Below are 15,540 nucleotides of genomic sequence, written 5' to 3' on the forward strand. Positions count from 1 at the left end.
AGACCACTTGTGGGAGGGCGCCCAGCCGGGCAGGGCGATTTGTACCGTCCCGTACGTCTTTGCCAGCCGCCCGGCAGCCGTGGTTAACATCTAGGAAACGAGCGGGTCACCGAATGGAAACGACCCATTCCTATGGTGAGCCCAATTCGCACGCCGAGGAGGATGGATGTTCAACAACGCCGCCGAAGTGAAGCAGTTCATCCAGGACAACGACGTGAAGTTCGTCGACGTCCGCTTCTGTGACCTGCCGGGCGTCCTGCAGCACTTCTCCGTACCTGCGGCGACCTTCGACCCGTCCGAGATCCTGATGTTCGACGGCTCGTCGATCCGCGGCTTCCAGGCCATCCACGAGTCCGACATGGCCCTGGTGCCGGACCTCGCCACGGCCCGCCTCGACCCCTTCCGGGCCGAGAAGCACCTCAACATCAACTTCTTCATCCAGGACCCGGTCACCGGCGAGGCGTACAGCCGCGACCCGCGCAACGTCGCCAGGAAGGCCGAGGCCTACCTCGCCTCCTCCGGCATCGCCGACACCGCGTTCTTCGGGCCCGAGGCCGAGTTCTACGTCTTCGACTCGGTCCGCTTCGACACCAGCGCCAACGCGTCCTTCTACCACATCGACTCGGAGGCCGGCGCCTGGAACAGTGGCGCCGCCGAGGGCGACGTACGCGGCTACAAGGTCAAGTACAAGGGCGGGTACTTCCCCGTCCCGCCGGTCGACCACTTCGCCGACCTGCGCGCCGAGATGTCGCTGGAGCTCGCCAAGGCCGGGCTGGAGGTCGAGCGCCAGCACCACGAGGTCGGCACGGCCGGCCAGGCCGAGATCAACTACAAGTTCAACACCCTGCTGCACGCCGCCGACGACCTGATGCTGTTCAAGTACATCATCAAGAACGTCGCCTGGCGGAACGGCAAGACCGCCACCTTCATGCCGAAGCCGATCTTCGGCGACAACGGCTCGGGCATGCACGTCCACCAGTCGCTGTGGAGCGAGGGCACCCCGCTCTTCTACGACGAGCAGGGCTACGCCGGGCTCTCCGACACCGCCCGCTACTACATCGGCGGGCTGCTGCGGCACGCCCCCTCGCTGCTGGCCTTCACCAACCCCTCGGTGAACTCCTACCACCGCCTGGTGCCGGGCTTCGAGGCGCCGGTCAACCTGGTCTACTCGCAGCGCAACCGCTCGGCCGCGATCCGCATCCCGATCACCGGCTCCAACGCCAAGGCCAAGCGCATCGAGTTCCGCGCGCCGGATCCGGCCTCCAACCCCTACCTGGCCTTCGCCGCCATGCTGATGGCCGGCCTCGACGGCATCCGCAACAAGATCGAGCCGCTGGAGCCGGTCGACAAGGACCTCTACGAGCTGGCCCCCGAGGAGCACGCCAACGTCCCCCAGGTGCCCTCCTCCCTCCCCGCCGTCCTGGAGGCCCTGGAAGCCGACCACGAGTACCTCCTCGCCGGCAACGTCTTCACCCCGGACCTCATCGAGACCTGGATCGACTACAAGCGCACCAACGAGATCGCCCCGATCGCCCTGCGCCCCCACCCGCACGAGTTCGAGCTCTACTACGACCTGTAGAGGGCCGCGGGGCTGACAGCGCGCGCCGGGCGGGCGGTCCGACGGAGGTCGGGCCGGCCGCCCGGTGCGTGCTGTTTCCGGGCGCGGGGGTGGGGCGAGGTCAGTAGGAGTCGGGGGTGTGCTGCTGCGGCGGGTGGGTGTCCCTGGGGGTGAAGGCGGTGGCCCAGGGTGTGGTGACGGTTTCCAGGGCGCCGGGGGTCCGGGCCGGGGCCGGCGCCGGGGCGGGCTGCGGGGGGAGGGGTTCGGCGGCGCGGAGCTCGTCGATGCTCCTGGTCATGCCGGTCTTGAGACGGGGCGTCAGGGGCTTCTCGATGAGGCGGTGGGCCAGCCAGGAGGCGACGAGCATGCCGGCGGTGACGATGGCGACCGCCGTCCAGGGCTTGACGTCGCGCTCGTGGAGGGCGCGCAGCGCCGTCCAGCCCATGGTCTCGTGGAGCAGGTAGAGGGGGTAGGTGAGGGCGCCGGCGAAGGTGAGCCAGCGCCACTGGATCCGGGAGCCCCAGCCCAGGGCGACCACGATCATGACGAGGTAGGAGAGGCTGGTCAGCAGGACGGCGGGCCAGGTCGGCAGGTCGACGCGACCGAGGTAGGGGTTCACGTCCTTCTGGTGCTGGATGGTGTAGAGCACCGAGAGGATCCAGCTGATCCCGACGATGCCGAAGAGCATGAGGTTGGGACCGTACCGGTGGACCAGGTAGAGCGCGAGGCCTGCGACGAAGAACGAGGAGACCTGCGACATCGCGAAGAAGTCGAGCACCGGCCACTTGGTGCTCGCCGCGACGATGCCGGCGACCGTCCAGATCGAGCAGAAGGCCACGATCCGCCGGTAGGTCACGCCCCGCCAGACCACGATGGCGAACAGCAGGTAGAAGCGCAGCTCGATCCAGAGCGTCCAGTAGACGGCGTCGACGTCCTTGATGCCCAGGCCCTCCTGGAACATCGTCAGGTTGGCGAGCACCTGCTCGGAGGGGAGCGGCTGGCGCACGAGCGGCCACACCGTCACGACGGCGGTGGTGAGCAGGACGGCGAACCAGTACGCGGGGTAGAGCCGGATGACCCGGGAGCGGACGAAGTCGCCCACCGGGCGGCCCCAGCTGCTCATGCAGATCACGAAGCCGCTGATCACGAAGAACAGGCAGATGCCGGTCCACAGATAGGCGCCGAGAAAGGAAGCGCGGTGGAACACCTGATCGACCGGCTTGCCCCAGGCACTGTCCTCGGGCTTGGTGCCGCCGCCGTAGCCGACGTAGTGGTGGAAGACCACCATCAGCGCGGCCAGGATGCGCAATCCGTCCAGGACCGCGAGACGGCCGCCCTTGGCGGACTTGCGGCGGCCCGAGGAACCTGGTCGTTGCCGGGGGAAAATGCTCACGGCAGAAGATAGCGCACACACGTTCAATTGCCCGGTGCAGGCCCGGAAGCCCGCTCACTCCGGGAGGCTCGGCGGCACGGTCCGGACGACGGCCAGGGACGCCACGGCGGCCGCGAAGCCGAGCAGGGCGCCCGCCGCGACATCCCCCGGGTAGTGCACGCCGGTGTGGACCCGGGAGTAGCCGACCGCGGTCGCCAGCGCGCCGAGCGGCAGCGCCAGCGGTGGCAGCAGCACGCCGACGGCGGTGGCGAAGGCCGTCGCCGAGGCCGTGTGCCCGGACGGGAAGGAGGCCGACTCCGGCATCGCCACCTGCCGGCCGACGGTCACCCTCGCCAGTTCCCGGTCGGGCCGGGGGCGGTGGACCAGCTGCTTGCCGACCAGGTTCGCCGCCACCGAGGCCAGCGCCACCGCGCCGACCCCGGCCACCGCCGCCTGCCGGGGGCGGCCGGGCCGCAGGGCGAGCAGGGCGGAGACGGCCAACGAGATCTTCGAGTGGTCGGCGGCCCTGGAGAGCCGGCGCAGCGCGGAGTCGAGCGTCGGGGTGGAGGTGGCGGCGACGGCCGCGTAGACGGCTCCGTCGAGCGCCCGCAGGTCGGTGAGTACGGACGGCGGGACGGACGGCGGGGCAGGAGGCGGGACGGGAGGGGTGGCGTCGTGGTCCGGGTGGTCAGTCACGGGTCGGCCCCTCCGCAGTCGGGTCGGAGCTGTGGTCGGAGCCGCGGCCGGCGCCGGAACCGGAGCTGTCGCCGGTGCCGGGGTCGGAGCGGCCGAACGCGAGGGCGGCCAGCCGGCGCCAGTTCACGGACGGCACGGGGGCGGGGACGCCGGGGCGGTCGCGCGGCACCAGGACCCGCAGGGCCCGCGGGCGCAGCGTGCACACGACCGGGACGGGCATCCGCAGCGTCTCGCCGTCGACCGCCACCGGGATCTCGTCCTCCTCCGCGGTCACCTCCACCCTCCGTGCGGTCAGCGCGGTCAGCCCGGTGGACTGCGTGCCGCGTACGGCCAGGTCGGCGGCCTGGGCCGCGCCCTCCACCCGGATGCCGAGGACACCGAGCAGGCCGCTGTCGAGCCGGGGTCGGCGGCCGCCGATGCCGAGGTCGTCCGTCGAGCCGTACGGGTTGTTGCTGACCAGCAGCGCCTGCTGGTCGGTGAGCACGGTGGCGTCGGCCCTCACGTCGACCCGCCGTACGCCCTCGCCGACCAGCAGGTCCGGCAGCAGGCTGAGCGCGGTGCCGGCCTTGGCGTCGCGGTACTCGGGGCGCTCCACGACGTCGGCGTACACCCCGAAGGAGACGGTGTTGACGAAGGCCCGGCCCGCGACCTCGCCGAGGTCGACCCGCAGTTCCTCGCCGTCGGTCAGCGCGTCCAGGCAGCGGGAGGGGTCGTCGCGGTCGAGGCCGAGGTCCATGGCGAAGTGGTTGCGGGTGCCGGCGGAGATCACCAGGAACGGCAGGCCGTGCTCGGCGGCGACGGCCGCGACCAGCGCCTGGGTGCCGTCGCCGCCCGCCACGCCGAGCAGGTCCGCGCCCTCGGCCACGGCTGTTCGGGCCAGCTCGGCGACGTCGGCGGGGGCGGCGGGGTCGAGCAGGACCACCCGGGCACCGAGTCCCTCCGCCCGCTCGACGAGCCCGAAGCGGCCGACCTTCCCGCCGCCGGACTTCGGGTTCATGATCAGGACCGGTCGCAGCGGCCGGGTCGCGGCACGCCCGCGCATCGGCGGCTCCGGACGGGCCCGGCGCAGCGCGGCACGGGCGAGGGCCAGCGCGATGCCCCAGACCAGGACGAGGAGCAGGGCCGTCAGCCACAGCCGGTGGTGGGCGAAGAACACCAGCACCGCGACCGGCGCCGCGATCGCGACGAGCAGCCCGAACACCCGGACCGCGCCCCGGTAGGCCAGGAACCACCAGACGCCGGCGGCCCAGACGACCAGTCCGAGCAGCCCGGCCACGAGCACCAGCAGCCCGCCCTCCCCCAGCGCGAACAGCAGCACCCCTACGGCCCCCGCGACCGTCAGCAGGGCGCAGCGGGCGAGCAGCGTCGCGCCCGCTCCCCCGGCGTGGTCCGCCGTCCGTGTCCTGTCGATCTCGTCCTCCCGTGCCGCGCACCCCAGGGGCCGTCCGCCCCGGGCCCGATCGGGCCCGGTCGTTGCCAGCAGCCTGCGCACTCCCGCGCCCCGGGGCATCCCGGCGGGCCCGTCCGGGTGACCGGGGCGCCGGGTGGCGGGACGAACGACGGGCGACGGGCGACAGGAAGGACGAGGGCGGGAAAAGCGGTTGCCGGGCCGAGTTGGATGGGGGCCATGGGACACAGGGAGAAGGTCACCCCGACGGTGTACGTGTCGGTGGACGTGGAGTCGGACGGGCCGATCCCGGGGCCGTACTCGATGCTGAGCTTCGGGGCCGTGGTGGCCGGCCGGCACGACGGGGAGGGGTTCCGGCGGCCGCCGGCGGGGGCGGCGGCGTTCTACCGGGAACTGCGGCCGATCAGCGCGGAGTACGTCCCGGAGGCGCTGGCGGTGTCGGGGCTGGACCGGGCGGCGCTGCAGGCGGACGGGGCCGATCCGGCGGCGGCGATGCGGGAGTTCGGCCGCTGGGTGGAGGGGGTGCGGCGCGGGCCGGGCGGGCAGCGGTACCGGCCGGTGATGGTGGGCTACCCGGCGGTGTACGACTGGCAGTTCCTCTACTGGTACCTGGTGCGGTTCACCGGCTCCAGCCCGTTCGGGCACTCCGGCTGCCTGGATCTGAAGACGCTGTACGCGGCGCGGGCCGGGGTGCCGTTCGCCGGGATCGGCAAGCGGTCGATGCCGCCGGAGCTGCTGCCGGACCTGCCGCACACGCACCACGCCCTGGACGACGCCCGGGAGCAGGCGGAGCTGTTCGCGAACCTCTGGGAGTGGTCCGGGCCTACGGGACGTCCGGAGTGAGGGCGAGGACGGCGAGGTCGTCGGCGAGCAGGCCGGCGTACCGGTGGACGTCCTGGGCCAGGAAGGCGACCACCCGGTCGGGGGCGGTGGTGCCGAGGGCGGCGAGGCGGGGGGCCAGCGGGTAGAAGGCGCCGGCGGTGTCGCGGGCCTCGCTGACGCCGTCGGTGTAGAGCAGGACGGTGTGGCCCGGGGGCAGCGCCACGGCGACCGCCTTGCTGCGCTCGTCGGCGGGGCCGAGGTGGCCGAGGCCGAGCGGGAGCTCGTCGGCGCAGGACACCGGGGTGATGCCGCCCCCGCCGAGGAGCAGCGGGGTGGTGTGACCGCGGTTGACGATCTCCACGCAGTCCGAGCCGGGCCGGTACTGGAGCAGGACGGCGGTGACGAACAGCTCGTCGTCGCCGCGGTCGGCGGCGTCGCGCAGCACCGCGCGGTCCAGCTGGTCGGCGAGTTCGACCAGCCCGGGGGTGTCGTACGCGGCCGCCCGGAACGCGCCGAGGACGTCGGCGACGGTGCGGACCGCGCCCAGGCCCTTGCCCCGGACGTCGCCGAGCAGCACCCGCACGCCGAAGCGGGTGTCGCAGACCTCGTACAGGTCGCCGCCGACCAGCACGTCGGCCTGGGCCGGGCGGTAGAGGCCGGCCACCCGCAGCCCGCCGGCCCGCTCGGGCACCGGACGCAGCACCGTGCGCTGCAGGGTCTCGGCGACCGTACGGGCCTGGAGCAGGTTGCGGTTCTGCCGGGTGCGCTGCCAGGACAGCGCGGTGCCCATGACGCCGGAGAGCAGGGTGGCGATGTAGACCCAGACGTGGTGCTGCTCGTTGACGTGGCCCGCGCGCAGCGCCAGGCCGAGCTGGAGCGCCAGGGAGCCGGCCGTCGTGACGGCCGTCAGCGCCGGGCCGTAGCTGAACGCGGCCACCACGGGCAGCGCGGTGAGCAGGAAGCCGGCGGCGACGGCGTCCGGGACGACGGCCTCGGCGACCAGGTCCAGCACCAGCAGGAGCACCGGCAGCCAGGGCACCCAGCGCGGAACCCTGGGCTCCAGCGCCGCGGGGCGCGGCGGGCGGGGTGCTGTGCGCACGGTGGGACCTCCTGGCAGGTGGCCGTTCCGGGTGATCGGTCCGGATTGGCCGCTTTCATCCCTCCATGCTCTCCCACGAACGGCCCAGCCACGAACGGCCGAACGTCCCGGTCCCCGGGGCCGGAGGAGCCGAATCCCCGGCCCCGGGGACCGCGCGTCACATGACGGTCACCGGACGGTCACCGGCAGGGTCTCGTAGCCGCGCAGCACCAGGCGGTCGCGCCGGGTCGGGACGCCGCCCGGGGCGAGCCGGGGGAAGCGGTCGAGCAGGGCGGGCACCGCGACCTCGGCCTCCAGCCGGGCCAGCTGGGAGCCCAGGCAGAAGTGGGTGCCGCCGCCGAAGCTGAGCGGCTGGCTGTCGGTGCGGGTCGGGTCGAACACCTCGGGGCGCTCGTACCGGGCCGGGTCGTGGTTGGCCGAGCCGATCAGCAGGGTCACCGCGTGGCCGGGCGGGATCTGCAGGCCCTCGACACTCAGGCCGTCCTCCAGCGCGACCCGGCCGGTGGCCTGCACCGGGGAGTCGAAGCGCAGCACCTCGTCGGTGAACCCGGCCGGGGTGATCGCGCCGCTGCGCAGCCCGGCGGCCGCCTCGGGGTGGCGGAACAGCAGGGCCAGGCCGTTGCCGAGCAGATTGGTGGTGGTCTCGAAGCCGGCCACCAGCAGCAGCACCAGGTTGGCCAGCAGCTCCTCGGCGGAGAGCCGCTCGTCGTCCGCGGCGGCGATCCGGGCCAGGTCGGTGACCAGATCGTCCTGCGGCCGGGCCAAGCGCTCGGCGGCCAGCTCGGTGAAGTAGCGGGCCAGCTCGTCGGCGGCCTCGTCGGCGGCGGCCAGCTCGTCCAGGTCCTGGATGATCTCCAGCGCGACGGTCAGGTCGGAGGCGAGGTCGCGGAAGCGGTAGCGGTCCTGCTCGGGGACACCGAGCAGCTCGCAGATCACCCCGACCGGCAGCCGGAAGGCGAAGGCGTCCATGAAGTCCACCGGCGAGCCGTCGGCGCCCTGCTCGGCCATGCCGTCCAGCAGCCGGTCGACCGCCGTCTCCACGGCCGGGCGCAGCGCGGCGACCCGGCGGGCGGTGAACACCGAGGCGATCAACGAGCGGACCCGGGGCTGGTCGGGGGCGTTGCGCTGGAGGATCGAGCGGCCGAACAGGGCCAGCGAGGAGTGCACGGCGTACTCGGGGGCCAGTCCGGCCATCATCTCGGCGGTCGCCACCCCGAAGGCGGGCGTGCGCAGCACCTTGTTGACCGCCGCGTAGCCGCTCACCACGAACATGCCGTCCCCGGCCGGGACCACCGGGCCCAGCTCGCGGGCCCTGGCGTACAGCGGGTACGGATCGGTCCTGACCTCCGTGGTCATCAGCTGTTCGATGATCGCCGCGCCGTCCATCCGGTGCTCCCCTCCCGAGATCACGCTTCCTGTCCGGTCAACCGCCGTCGGGCGCGGCGGAGTTCCCGTACCCACCGGAATCGCGCGGCGGGGCGGGGCGGGCCGATGCGCGCGGCGGGGCGGGGCGGGCGCGGACGGCTCGGTAGGGTGACCGGCATGGAGATCTGGATCAACCCGCGGTGCGGCAAGTGCCGGACCGCACTCGGCGAGCTGGACGGCGCCGGAGTCGAGTACACCGTGCGGCGCTACCTGGAGCAGCCGCCCACCGCGGCCGAGCTGGTACAGGTGCTGGAGCGTCTGGGCCTGGAGCCGTGGGACATCACCCGCACCGACGAGCAGGTCGCGAAGGACCTGGGGATGAAGGGCTGGCCCCGGGAGGTGGGTGAGCGCGACCGCTGGATCGCGGCGATGGCCGAGCACCCGATCCTGATCCAGCGCCCGATCATCACCGCGGACGACGGGCACGCCGTCGTGGCCCGCACCCCCGAGGCCCTCAAGTCCGTCCTGCCGTAGGGGCCTTGCGGCCGGATCGGCCGGTCAGTGGACCTGGATCCGCTCCACCGGCCGACCCGGGTGCCAGTTGTGCACGAGCAGGTGGTCGCCCTCCACGGAGGTGTGCACCACCTGGTCGAGCTCCAGCCGGAACGCGTGGAACGGGCCGGGCGGCGCCTCGGGCAGATCGGCGGCGAAGGCGGCGAGTTCGGTCTCGTCGGTGACCTCCACCGCCCTGCCGGAGACCTTGGAGTCCCCGCCGGCCATGGTCTCGTCCCCCGGGTGCGCGTGCAGTGCGAAGCGGGCGTCGCGCTGGAGGTCACGCGCCTTGACCGCGCCGTACATCGACCCGATCCACAGGTCGGCGCCGACGAATTCGACCTCCGTGCCGCTGACCCGGGGCGATCCGTCCTTGCGCAGCGTCGCCATGACGTGGTGCTTGTTCGCCTCGAACCGGGCCCGGACCAGGGGCGCCAGATCGGGGGCCTCGTGCTCGAAATCCTGCCAGGTAGCCATGGCGCCAGTCTGGCACCCGGCACCGACGGCCGCCGTGCGCGGACGACCGGACGGGCGGGGGCCGGGACGCGAAGGCGGGCGGCACGCGACAGCGGGCGGCCGGGCGGGGCGGTCCTGCGGACCAGGGGCGCCGGGCCGCTGTCGGTGGCCGGTGCCACACTGGCCGGGTGACCACCACGACCACGTACATCGCCTTCCTGCGGGCCGTCAACGTCGGCGGCCGGACGGTGCGGATGGAGCGGCTGCGGGCGCTGTTCACCGAGCTCGGCCTGGGGAACGTCCGCTCCTACATCCAGAGCGGCAACGTCTTCTTCACCACCGACGAGCCGGACCGCGCGGCGCTGACCGCGCGGATCGAGGAGCACCTGGAGCAGGCGCTCGGGTACCCGGTGCCGGCGCTGCTGCGGACGGTGGACGAGGTGGCCGGCCTGCTCGCCGCCGAGCCCTTCCGGGGCGTCGAGGTGACACCGGACGTCCGGCTGGTCGTCGCCTTCCTCTCCGAGCCGCTGCCGGGCGAATTCGCCTTCCCGTACCGCTCGCCGAAGGGCGACGTCGAGGTGCTCGGCGCCGACCCGGGGGCCGCGTACGTGGTGATCCACCTCCGGGACGGCAAGTGGGTCACCAAGGACATGTTCGGCAAGGCCTACCGGGGCACGGTCACCTCCCGGTTCCTGCACACCACGGAGAAGATCCTGGCCGCCGCCCGCAAGGCCTGACGGCCCGTACGGCGCCCCGGAACGGGCCGGGCGGCACGGCCGGAGCACCCCGCCCGGGCGGCCCGGAACAAGCGGAACCGCCCGGCCGGACAGGGCGTCTGGACTGCCGTGACGTACGAACCCCGCGCCCGTGCACGGCGTGATCTGGACAGCCTGAGTCGGCCGCGCCGACAATTTGGCCATGACGACTCCTGAGCTCCCCACCGGCGCGGCCGGTCCGACCGGCGCGGTCCGACCCTCCGACGCCGAGCGGGACCAGGCGCTCGGGGTGCTGCGGGACGGCGCGGGCAGCGGGCGGCTCTCGCACGACACCTTCCTCGGCCGGATGGACATCGTCCTGCAGGCCACCAGCCGCGGCGAGTTGGACGCGGCGGTGGCCGGACTGCCCACCGGCGGGCCGGTCGAGCGCTTCGTGCTGCGCACGGTCGGGCGGGCGTCCGCCTTCGGCGACCGGCTGGGCCGGGCCTGGCGCACCGAGCGGCTGCCGGGGCTGAGCCTGCCGCAGGCCGGGGCCGGGCAGTTGACGATCGGCCGGATCCCCGGTTCGGGACTGCGGCTGCACGACGCCTCGGTGTCCCGGCGCCACGCCGAACTGCGGCACGAGCAGGGCGGCTGGGTGCTGTACGACCTCGGCTCGACCAACGGCACCCATGTGAACGGGCGCCGGATAGCGGGCGGCGTACGAGTCGGCCCGGGCGACCAGGTGCGGTTCGGGAACCTGGAGTTCCGGCTCGCCGCGTTCTGACCGGCGTTCCGCGCCCGTGCCCGCGTTCTGACCGGCGTTCCGCGCCCGTGCCCGTGCTCCGGGTCAGTGCGGGAACTGCCGGGGCGGCCGCCGGCGGGGCAGCTCGTCCTGGAACTCGGCGATCACGGTGGCGATCTGGCGGGTCACCACGGTGTGCTCCAGCCGGTCCAGGTACCGGTTCTCGGCGGCCAGCGCCTCGACCGTGACGCCGAAGTAGAGCGTCATCAGTGGATTGACGAAGAGCTGCTCGTCCTTGGTCCGCTCGGTGAAGCGGACGTCGCCGAACTCGCCGCGCAGCGCCGCCGCCACCGAGCCGTTGACGATGCTGGGGTGGTCCGGGAAGGCGGCCCTGGCGTGCTCGACGGCGTCCAGGTAGAGCACGCCCTCCCGGCTGTCGCGCGGGATGGAGAAGGCGCCGAGGTAGCCGCCGGCCCGGTCGATCGCGGCGAGGTTCTCCAGCACCAGGGAGTGGTTGACGCCGTGGTAGGCGTCGATGCCGAAGCCGAGGCAGGCGACCAGCCGCTCGGGCACCTCGGACAGGCCGGCCACCGCGCCCAGGCTCGCCATGTCCTCCTCCGGGGTGCCGAGTCCGACCTCGTCGCCGCGCATCAGGATGTCGGTGCCGCCGTCGACCAGCAGGATCGCGTCCACGCCCAGGCGGGCGACCAGCGCGCGGTAGGCCTCGCGCAGCGGCTGCACGCCCACCGTCGGGAAGGCCCACACGGTGTCGGGCATGCCGTGCCGGTTCAGCCAGCGGGCCAGGGTGCGCTCCGGGAAGTAGCCCTCGGGGGCGGCGGTGTCCGGCCCGATCCGGGCCACGTCGGGCTCCGCCCAGACGTCGAGGGGCAGGCCGTAGAGGTGGGTGAAGGAGAGGTTGGCCAGGTGCACCTCCTTGCCCGCGGCCCGCAGGGCGAGGGCGATCGGCAGCCCCGCGTACACGTCGAAGCCGCCGCCGGCTCCGGCGATCAGGATGCGCTCGGCGGCCAGCAGCCGGGTGATCAGCGGTGGTTGCAGCAGAGAAGTCACCGGCGGACGGTAGCAGGGCGGTGTCGGGACGGCGGCGCCGGAGGCCCGGGAGGCGCACCGGAGGCCGGGCGCTGTCGGTGGCGGGTGCGAGGATGCGGGCATGACCGAGGAGACGGTTCCCACCCCCGACGTGCTGCGCGAAGCCCAGGACCGGGCCCGCGAGTTGATCCGGTGCGGCTTCCAGGAGCCGGACGAGATGGCCGAGTCCCTGGTCGAGCACCTCGACGACCAGGGGCTGACGCAGGAGGAGGCGGAGCGGATCCTCGCCCCGCTGTGGACCGAGCGGCTGGCCGAGCAGACGGCCTGGCCGGAGACCACCGACGTGGACCGGCTGGCGGACGCCTTCGACGCGCTGGAGGACCGGGGCATCGTCGCGGCGATGGACTTCACCTGCTGCGCCGGCTGCGGCTACGCGGAGATCGGCGGCGAGGCCGGGACGGACTCGGTCGGCTTCGTCTTCTTCCACCAGCAGGACACCGAGGCGGCGGCCGCCGGGCGGGGGCTGATGCTGCGCTACGGCGGGTTCCGCGCCGGGGAGGAGACGGCCGAGGTGTCGGAGCGCCGGACGGTGGAGGTCGGGCGGGCGGTGGTCGCCGCGCTGGAGGCGGTCGGGCTTCCGGCGGAGTGGGACGGCTCGCCGCACACGGCGATCCGGGTCGCCCCGATGGAGTGGCTCAACCGCCTGCCGGAGTAGGCGCCGGGGAGCGCTTCGTCGTGGCGGGGCGCTTCGTCGTGCCCGGGGAGCGCTTCGTCGTGCCCGGGGCGGTCAGTCCCGCTCGATGTGCACTTCGGCGTAGTGGTCGTCCTTGTTGGTCTTGCGCAGGGTGATCCTGACGCCGCCGACGGAGGTCTCGGCGTCCTTGGTGGCGGTCTTCCTGTCGTCGCCGACGGTCACCTCGGCCGAGTTGTCGCCGATGTGGCCGACGGTCATCCTCATCGGGTTGTCGCCGCCGAAGACCTTGACGGTCTTGGTGCCGTCGGCCTTGTCGGTCTTGATGCCGACGGTGCACTTGTGGTCGTCCAGGCAGAGGGCCACGCCGCCCTCGCAGGCGGTCAGTCCGGCGCCGAGCACCAGGACGGCGCCGGCGACGAGGAACGCGGGGCCGCGTCGGAGGCGGGTCCCGGGGCGGGTGCGGTGCGGGCCGGGTGTGCTGCGCGCTGTGGTCATGCGGTCGACGGTAGTGCGGCGGGCACGGCCCGCCATCAGCCGTCGGCGTGACGCCTTCCCTGGTGCGGCCCGGAGCGGCCGGGGCGGCCCGACCCCGAGAGCGGTGGGTCGAATCCCCTAGGGGGAGTGGGGAGTTGAGCTCTCCCCCGCACTGGGGACCGGTTCGGCATATGCCAAGGTCCCCTGCCTCCGGCTCATGCCACGCGCGTAGATCAAGGGCCCGCGAAGAGCCCCGGAGTCAGTCCGCGATGCGCCCCAGGCCGCCGAGGCCGGCGCCGGCGGCCGGAGCGTCCGGCGGGCCCCACAGCGGCGAGGTGCAGCGCTGGTAGGTCGCGTGCCAGTGCGGCCAGTTGCGGGCCACGTCGTCGTCGCACTCGGCCAGCAGCCGCTCGACCAGTTCGGGCTCCACGCCCTCCAGGAGCCAGGCCAGCGCGTCCGCCGTGCCGGGGCCGTCGGCCAGGCGCAGCAGGTCCAGCAGCTCGCCCAGCCCGCCGAGCCGGGAGCCGTCGGCGATCACCCGCTCCATCCGGGGCAGCAACTGCCGCTCCTCGATCCGCAGGTGGGTCTCCAGCCGGGCCGCGAGGTCCTCCATCGCGTACGCGACCGGCCAGGCGCTGCCGGTGTCCCGGCTGGCGATCCGCACCAGCGTGGTGACCCGGGTGAAGGAGTGGTCCAGGTTGTGGTGGTCGTCCTCCAGCCAGTTGAGCAGCAGCCGCAGCTCGGGCGCGAAGCGGCGCACGATCGGCCACAGCCGGGTGTCCTGCTGCTCGTGGTGGCAGGTGAGCATCGCGGTGATGAAGTTCCAGTGCCGCAGCAGGGCCTCGCCCTTGTCGTCCTCGTCGGGCTGGAGCAGCCGCAGTGCGTTGGGCAGCCGGGCGAGGTCCCGGCGCAGCGCGGCGTGCACCAGGCGGAGCCCGGAGAACCGCAGGACGGCCGGCTCGTCGGCCGCGACCCGTCCGTACGTGTCCGCGCCCAGCGAGGCGGCTCCGGACTCGCCCTGCGCGGGCACGGTGGGGACGGGCTGGGGCACCAGGTGGATCGGCATGGCACTCTCTTCACGGCTTGGGGCACGGCGGGTGGTGGCGGCCGGTGGAGGACCGCCCCAGCCAAGGTGCTCGCAGTCGATCAGAAGCGAATCAATGTCCGATTGACGCGCAGGTCACGGGCCTGCGGACGGGCGGCGCAACCCGCTCGGCGCCGCCGGAAAGCAGGACCGCCGGCGTCGGGAGCGCGAACGCGTCCCGGCACCGGCGGTACGGGTGAGAGCAGTGCGAGCAGTGCGGCAGTCCGAGCAGCACAGGCAGCGCGGGCAGCGCGGGCAGTGCGGGCAGCGCGGGCAGCGCGGGCAGTGCGGGCAGCGCGAGCAGCCGAAGGGCGGGCCCTCAGTCGGCCGCCGGCCCCGCCAGGTGGGCGGAGAGCCACACCAGGGTGTCCGGGATCATCTTCTTGAAGTCCGAGGTCAGGTGCTTGCCGCCGGGCTGCTCGTGGTACTGAAGGCTCACTGGCGGGACCGCCTTGTCCACCCAGGTCTTGACCACCTTGGTCTCGTACGGGTTGGCGCCACCCGCGGTCACCAGCATGCTCACGTCGGCCTTGCCCTGGGCGACCAGCACGTCCGGGTTGTTGGCGGCCCGCTCCGCGTCGTGGCCCTTCCACAGCCCCGAGTCCGGGATGAAGTAGCCGTCGATCGGCACCGCGGCCTTGTAGACCTGCGGGTACTGGAGGGCGAGCTTGGCACTGCAGAAGCCGCCGGTGGAGGCGCCCATCACGCCCCAGCCGTCGCGGCCCTTCACGGTGCGGAAGTTGGCGCGGACGAAGTCCGGGAGGTCCTCGGCCATCCAGGTGGCCATCTTGGGCTGGCCCGGGATGTCGGAGCAGTCCAGCGCGTTCTTCTCGTCGCTGTTGAAGTTCTGCACCGGCATGATCATGATGAACGGGTGGGACTTGCCCTCCTTGACCAGCCGCTCGTTCTCCTCCTGGATCGGCAGCTGGTTGTCGGTCCAGGTGTTGTAGCCGTTGCTCTGGCCGCCCGCGAACAGGGTCAGCACCGGGAAGCCGGTCTTGGCGAACTTGGGGTCGTTGTACTCGGGCGGCAGCCAGACCCAGACCTGGCCGGTGACGCCGGACTTGGCGCCGGTCACCTTGGTCATCATGATCGGGCCGGCGCCGGTGTCCCGGACCTTGTTGAGGGCGGCGGCGGGCCCGGTGGGCATCAGCACCTTGCCGGAGGAGGCCGCGGTGGCGGTGCCGGTCGCGGCCGGGCTGGTGCCGCCGGCGCTCGGGCTGCCCGCCGAGCTGCTGCCGCCGGCCGGGGTGGCGTTCTTGGCACTGTCCCCCTTCCCACCGCCGGAACTCCCGCAGGCCGCGAGCGAGGCGGCCAGGGCGAGCACGGCGGCGCCGGACAGGACGGCGCGGGAACGGGACGACTGCCTAAGCACGGTGAGGACTCTCCGACCGATGTCGCGCCCGGTCCGTCTGACCGGGCGGCGGCCCCCCGGTGGGGCCGGACAGACCGGGGGCACAGCACTGATGCGTC

Annotated in this window: 16 protein-coding genes; 6 read left to right on the forward strand and 10 right to left on the reverse strand. The window is 73.3% G+C overall.

Annotated elements, in window-relative coordinates:
- Positions 1 to 166: 166 nt before the first annotated feature.
- Positions 167 to 1,579 (forward strand): type I glutamate--ammonia ligase, encoded by a 1,413-nt coding sequence (gene glnA, locus ACFWJ4_RS07430; RefSeq protein ID WP_359896989.1) that lies wholly within the window; start codon positions 167 to 169, stop codon positions 1,577 to 1,579.
- A 100-nt stretch (positions 1,580 to 1,679) separates the two neighbouring features.
- Here the strand turns inward: glnA and ACFWJ4_RS07435 are convergent, their stop codons facing one another.
- From ACFWJ4_RS07435 to ACFWJ4_RS07445, 3 genes are read right to left on the reverse strand one after another with little or no spacing between them, the layout of a single operon-like run.
- Complete coding sequence (locus tag ACFWJ4_RS07435; protein WP_380540282.1) at positions 1,680 to 2,951, reverse strand: acyltransferase family protein; 1,272 nt, start codon at positions 2,949 to 2,951, stop codon at positions 1,680 to 1,682.
- A 54-nt stretch (positions 2,952 to 3,005) separates the two neighbouring features.
- Complete coding sequence (locus ACFWJ4_RS07440; protein WP_380540285.1) at positions 3,006 to 3,626, reverse strand: phosphatase PAP2 family protein; 621 nt, start codon at positions 3,624 to 3,626, stop codon at positions 3,006 to 3,008.
- Entirely contained in the window at positions 3,619 to 5,037 is a 1,419-nt protein-coding gene (locus ACFWJ4_RS07445; RefSeq protein ID WP_380540465.1) for a diacylglycerol/lipid kinase family protein, read from the reverse strand. The genes ACFWJ4_RS07440 and ACFWJ4_RS07445 overlap by 8 nt, the downstream gene beginning before the upstream one ends.
- Before the next feature lie 216 nt (positions 5,038 to 5,253).
- Here ACFWJ4_RS07445 and ACFWJ4_RS07450 point away from each other — a divergent pair, with 216 nt between their 5' ends.
- Positions 5,254 to 5,877: an exonuclease gene (locus ACFWJ4_RS07450; RefSeq protein WP_380540287.1), complete on the forward strand. Its 624-nt coding sequence runs from the start codon at positions 5,254 to 5,256 to the stop codon at positions 5,875 to 5,877.
- Here ACFWJ4_RS07450 and ACFWJ4_RS07455 read toward each other — a convergent pair.
- Both ACFWJ4_RS07455 and ACFWJ4_RS07460 read right to left on the reverse strand, forming a co-directional pair.
- Positions 5,858 to 6,955 carry a PP2C family protein-serine/threonine phosphatase gene (locus ACFWJ4_RS07455; protein ID WP_380540290.1) on the reverse strand — a complete coding sequence of 366 codons (1,098 nt, stop codon included), beginning with the start codon at positions 6,953 to 6,955 and terminating at the stop codon, positions 5,858 to 5,860. The two genes, ACFWJ4_RS07450 and ACFWJ4_RS07455, sit on opposite strands and share 20 nt — an antisense overlap.
- A gap of 168 nt (positions 6,956 to 7,123) precedes the next feature.
- A complete protein-coding gene (locus tag ACFWJ4_RS07460) occupies positions 7,124 to 8,365 on the reverse strand; it encodes a cytochrome P450 (protein WP_380540293.1) in 1,242 nt (413 codons plus the stop codon).
- Positions 8,366 to 8,497: 132 nt separating this feature from the next.
- On the opposite strand from ACFWJ4_RS07460, the gene ACFWJ4_RS07465 reads away from it, so the two are divergent.
- On the forward strand, positions 8,498 to 8,854 hold the full coding sequence (locus tag ACFWJ4_RS07465; protein WP_380540296.1) for an arsenate reductase family protein: 357 nt from the start codon (positions 8,498 to 8,500) through the stop codon (positions 8,852 to 8,854).
- 24 nt (positions 8,855 to 8,878) lie between these two features.
- Here the strand turns inward: ACFWJ4_RS07465 and ACFWJ4_RS07470 are convergent, their stop codons facing one another.
- A complete protein-coding gene (locus tag ACFWJ4_RS07470; protein ID WP_359896970.1) occupies positions 8,879 to 9,349 on the reverse strand; it encodes a pyridoxamine 5'-phosphate oxidase family protein in 471 nt (156 codons plus the stop codon).
- 167 nt (positions 9,350 to 9,516) lie between these two features.
- Between ACFWJ4_RS07470 and ACFWJ4_RS07475 the strand changes: the two genes are divergently transcribed.
- Positions 9,517 to 10,065: a DUF1697 domain-containing protein gene (locus ACFWJ4_RS07475; RefSeq protein WP_380540299.1), complete on the forward strand. Its 549-nt coding sequence runs from the start codon at positions 9,517 to 9,519 to the stop codon at positions 10,063 to 10,065.
- Positions 10,066 to 10,246: 181 nt separating this feature from the next.
- Positions 10,247 to 10,810, forward strand: a complete 564-nt coding sequence (locus ACFWJ4_RS07480; RefSeq protein WP_380540302.1) for an FHA domain-containing protein — start codon at positions 10,247 to 10,249, stop codon at positions 10,808 to 10,810.
- A 63-nt stretch (positions 10,811 to 10,873) separates the two neighbouring features.
- On the opposite strand, the gene ACFWJ4_RS07485 is transcribed toward ACFWJ4_RS07480, so the two are convergent.
- Positions 10,874 to 11,836, reverse strand: a complete 963-nt coding sequence (locus ACFWJ4_RS07485) for a DUF1152 domain-containing protein (RefSeq protein ID WP_380540304.1) — start codon at positions 11,834 to 11,836, stop codon at positions 10,874 to 10,876.
- A gap of 100 nt (positions 11,837 to 11,936) precedes the next feature.
- Here ACFWJ4_RS07485 and ACFWJ4_RS07490 point away from each other — a divergent pair, with 100 nt between their 5' ends.
- Positions 11,937 to 12,530, forward strand: coding sequence for a DUF6891 domain-containing protein (locus ACFWJ4_RS07490; protein ID WP_380540307.1), 594 nt, complete (start codon positions 11,937 to 11,939; stop codon positions 12,528 to 12,530).
- A gap of 72 nt (positions 12,531 to 12,602) precedes the next feature.
- Here the strand turns inward: ACFWJ4_RS07490 and ACFWJ4_RS07495 are convergent, their stop codons facing one another.
- The 3 genes from ACFWJ4_RS07495 to ACFWJ4_RS07505 form a co-directional block, all read right to left on the reverse strand.
- Complete coding sequence (locus ACFWJ4_RS07495; protein ID WP_380540310.1) at positions 12,603 to 13,004, reverse strand: hypothetical protein; 402 nt, start codon at positions 13,002 to 13,004, stop codon at positions 12,603 to 12,605.
- Positions 13,005 to 13,242: 238 nt separating this feature from the next.
- Positions 13,243 to 14,049, reverse strand: coding sequence for a hemerythrin domain-containing protein (locus ACFWJ4_RS07500; RefSeq protein WP_380540313.1), 807 nt, complete (start codon positions 14,047 to 14,049; stop codon positions 13,243 to 13,245).
- Positions 14,050 to 14,386: 337 nt separating this feature from the next.
- Positions 14,387 to 15,442, reverse strand: coding sequence for an alpha/beta hydrolase (locus tag ACFWJ4_RS07505; RefSeq protein ID WP_380540316.1), 1,056 nt, complete (start codon positions 15,440 to 15,442; stop codon positions 14,387 to 14,389).
- Between the last annotated feature and the right edge of the window lie 98 nt (positions 15,443 to 15,540).

Origin of the sequence: Kitasatospora sp. NPDC127067, from assembly GCF_042724755.1 — a bacterium.
In the GTDB taxonomy this organism is placed as follows: domain Bacteria; phylum Actinomycetota; class Actinomycetes; order Streptomycetales; family Streptomycetaceae; genus Kitasatospora; species Kitasatospora lactacystinica.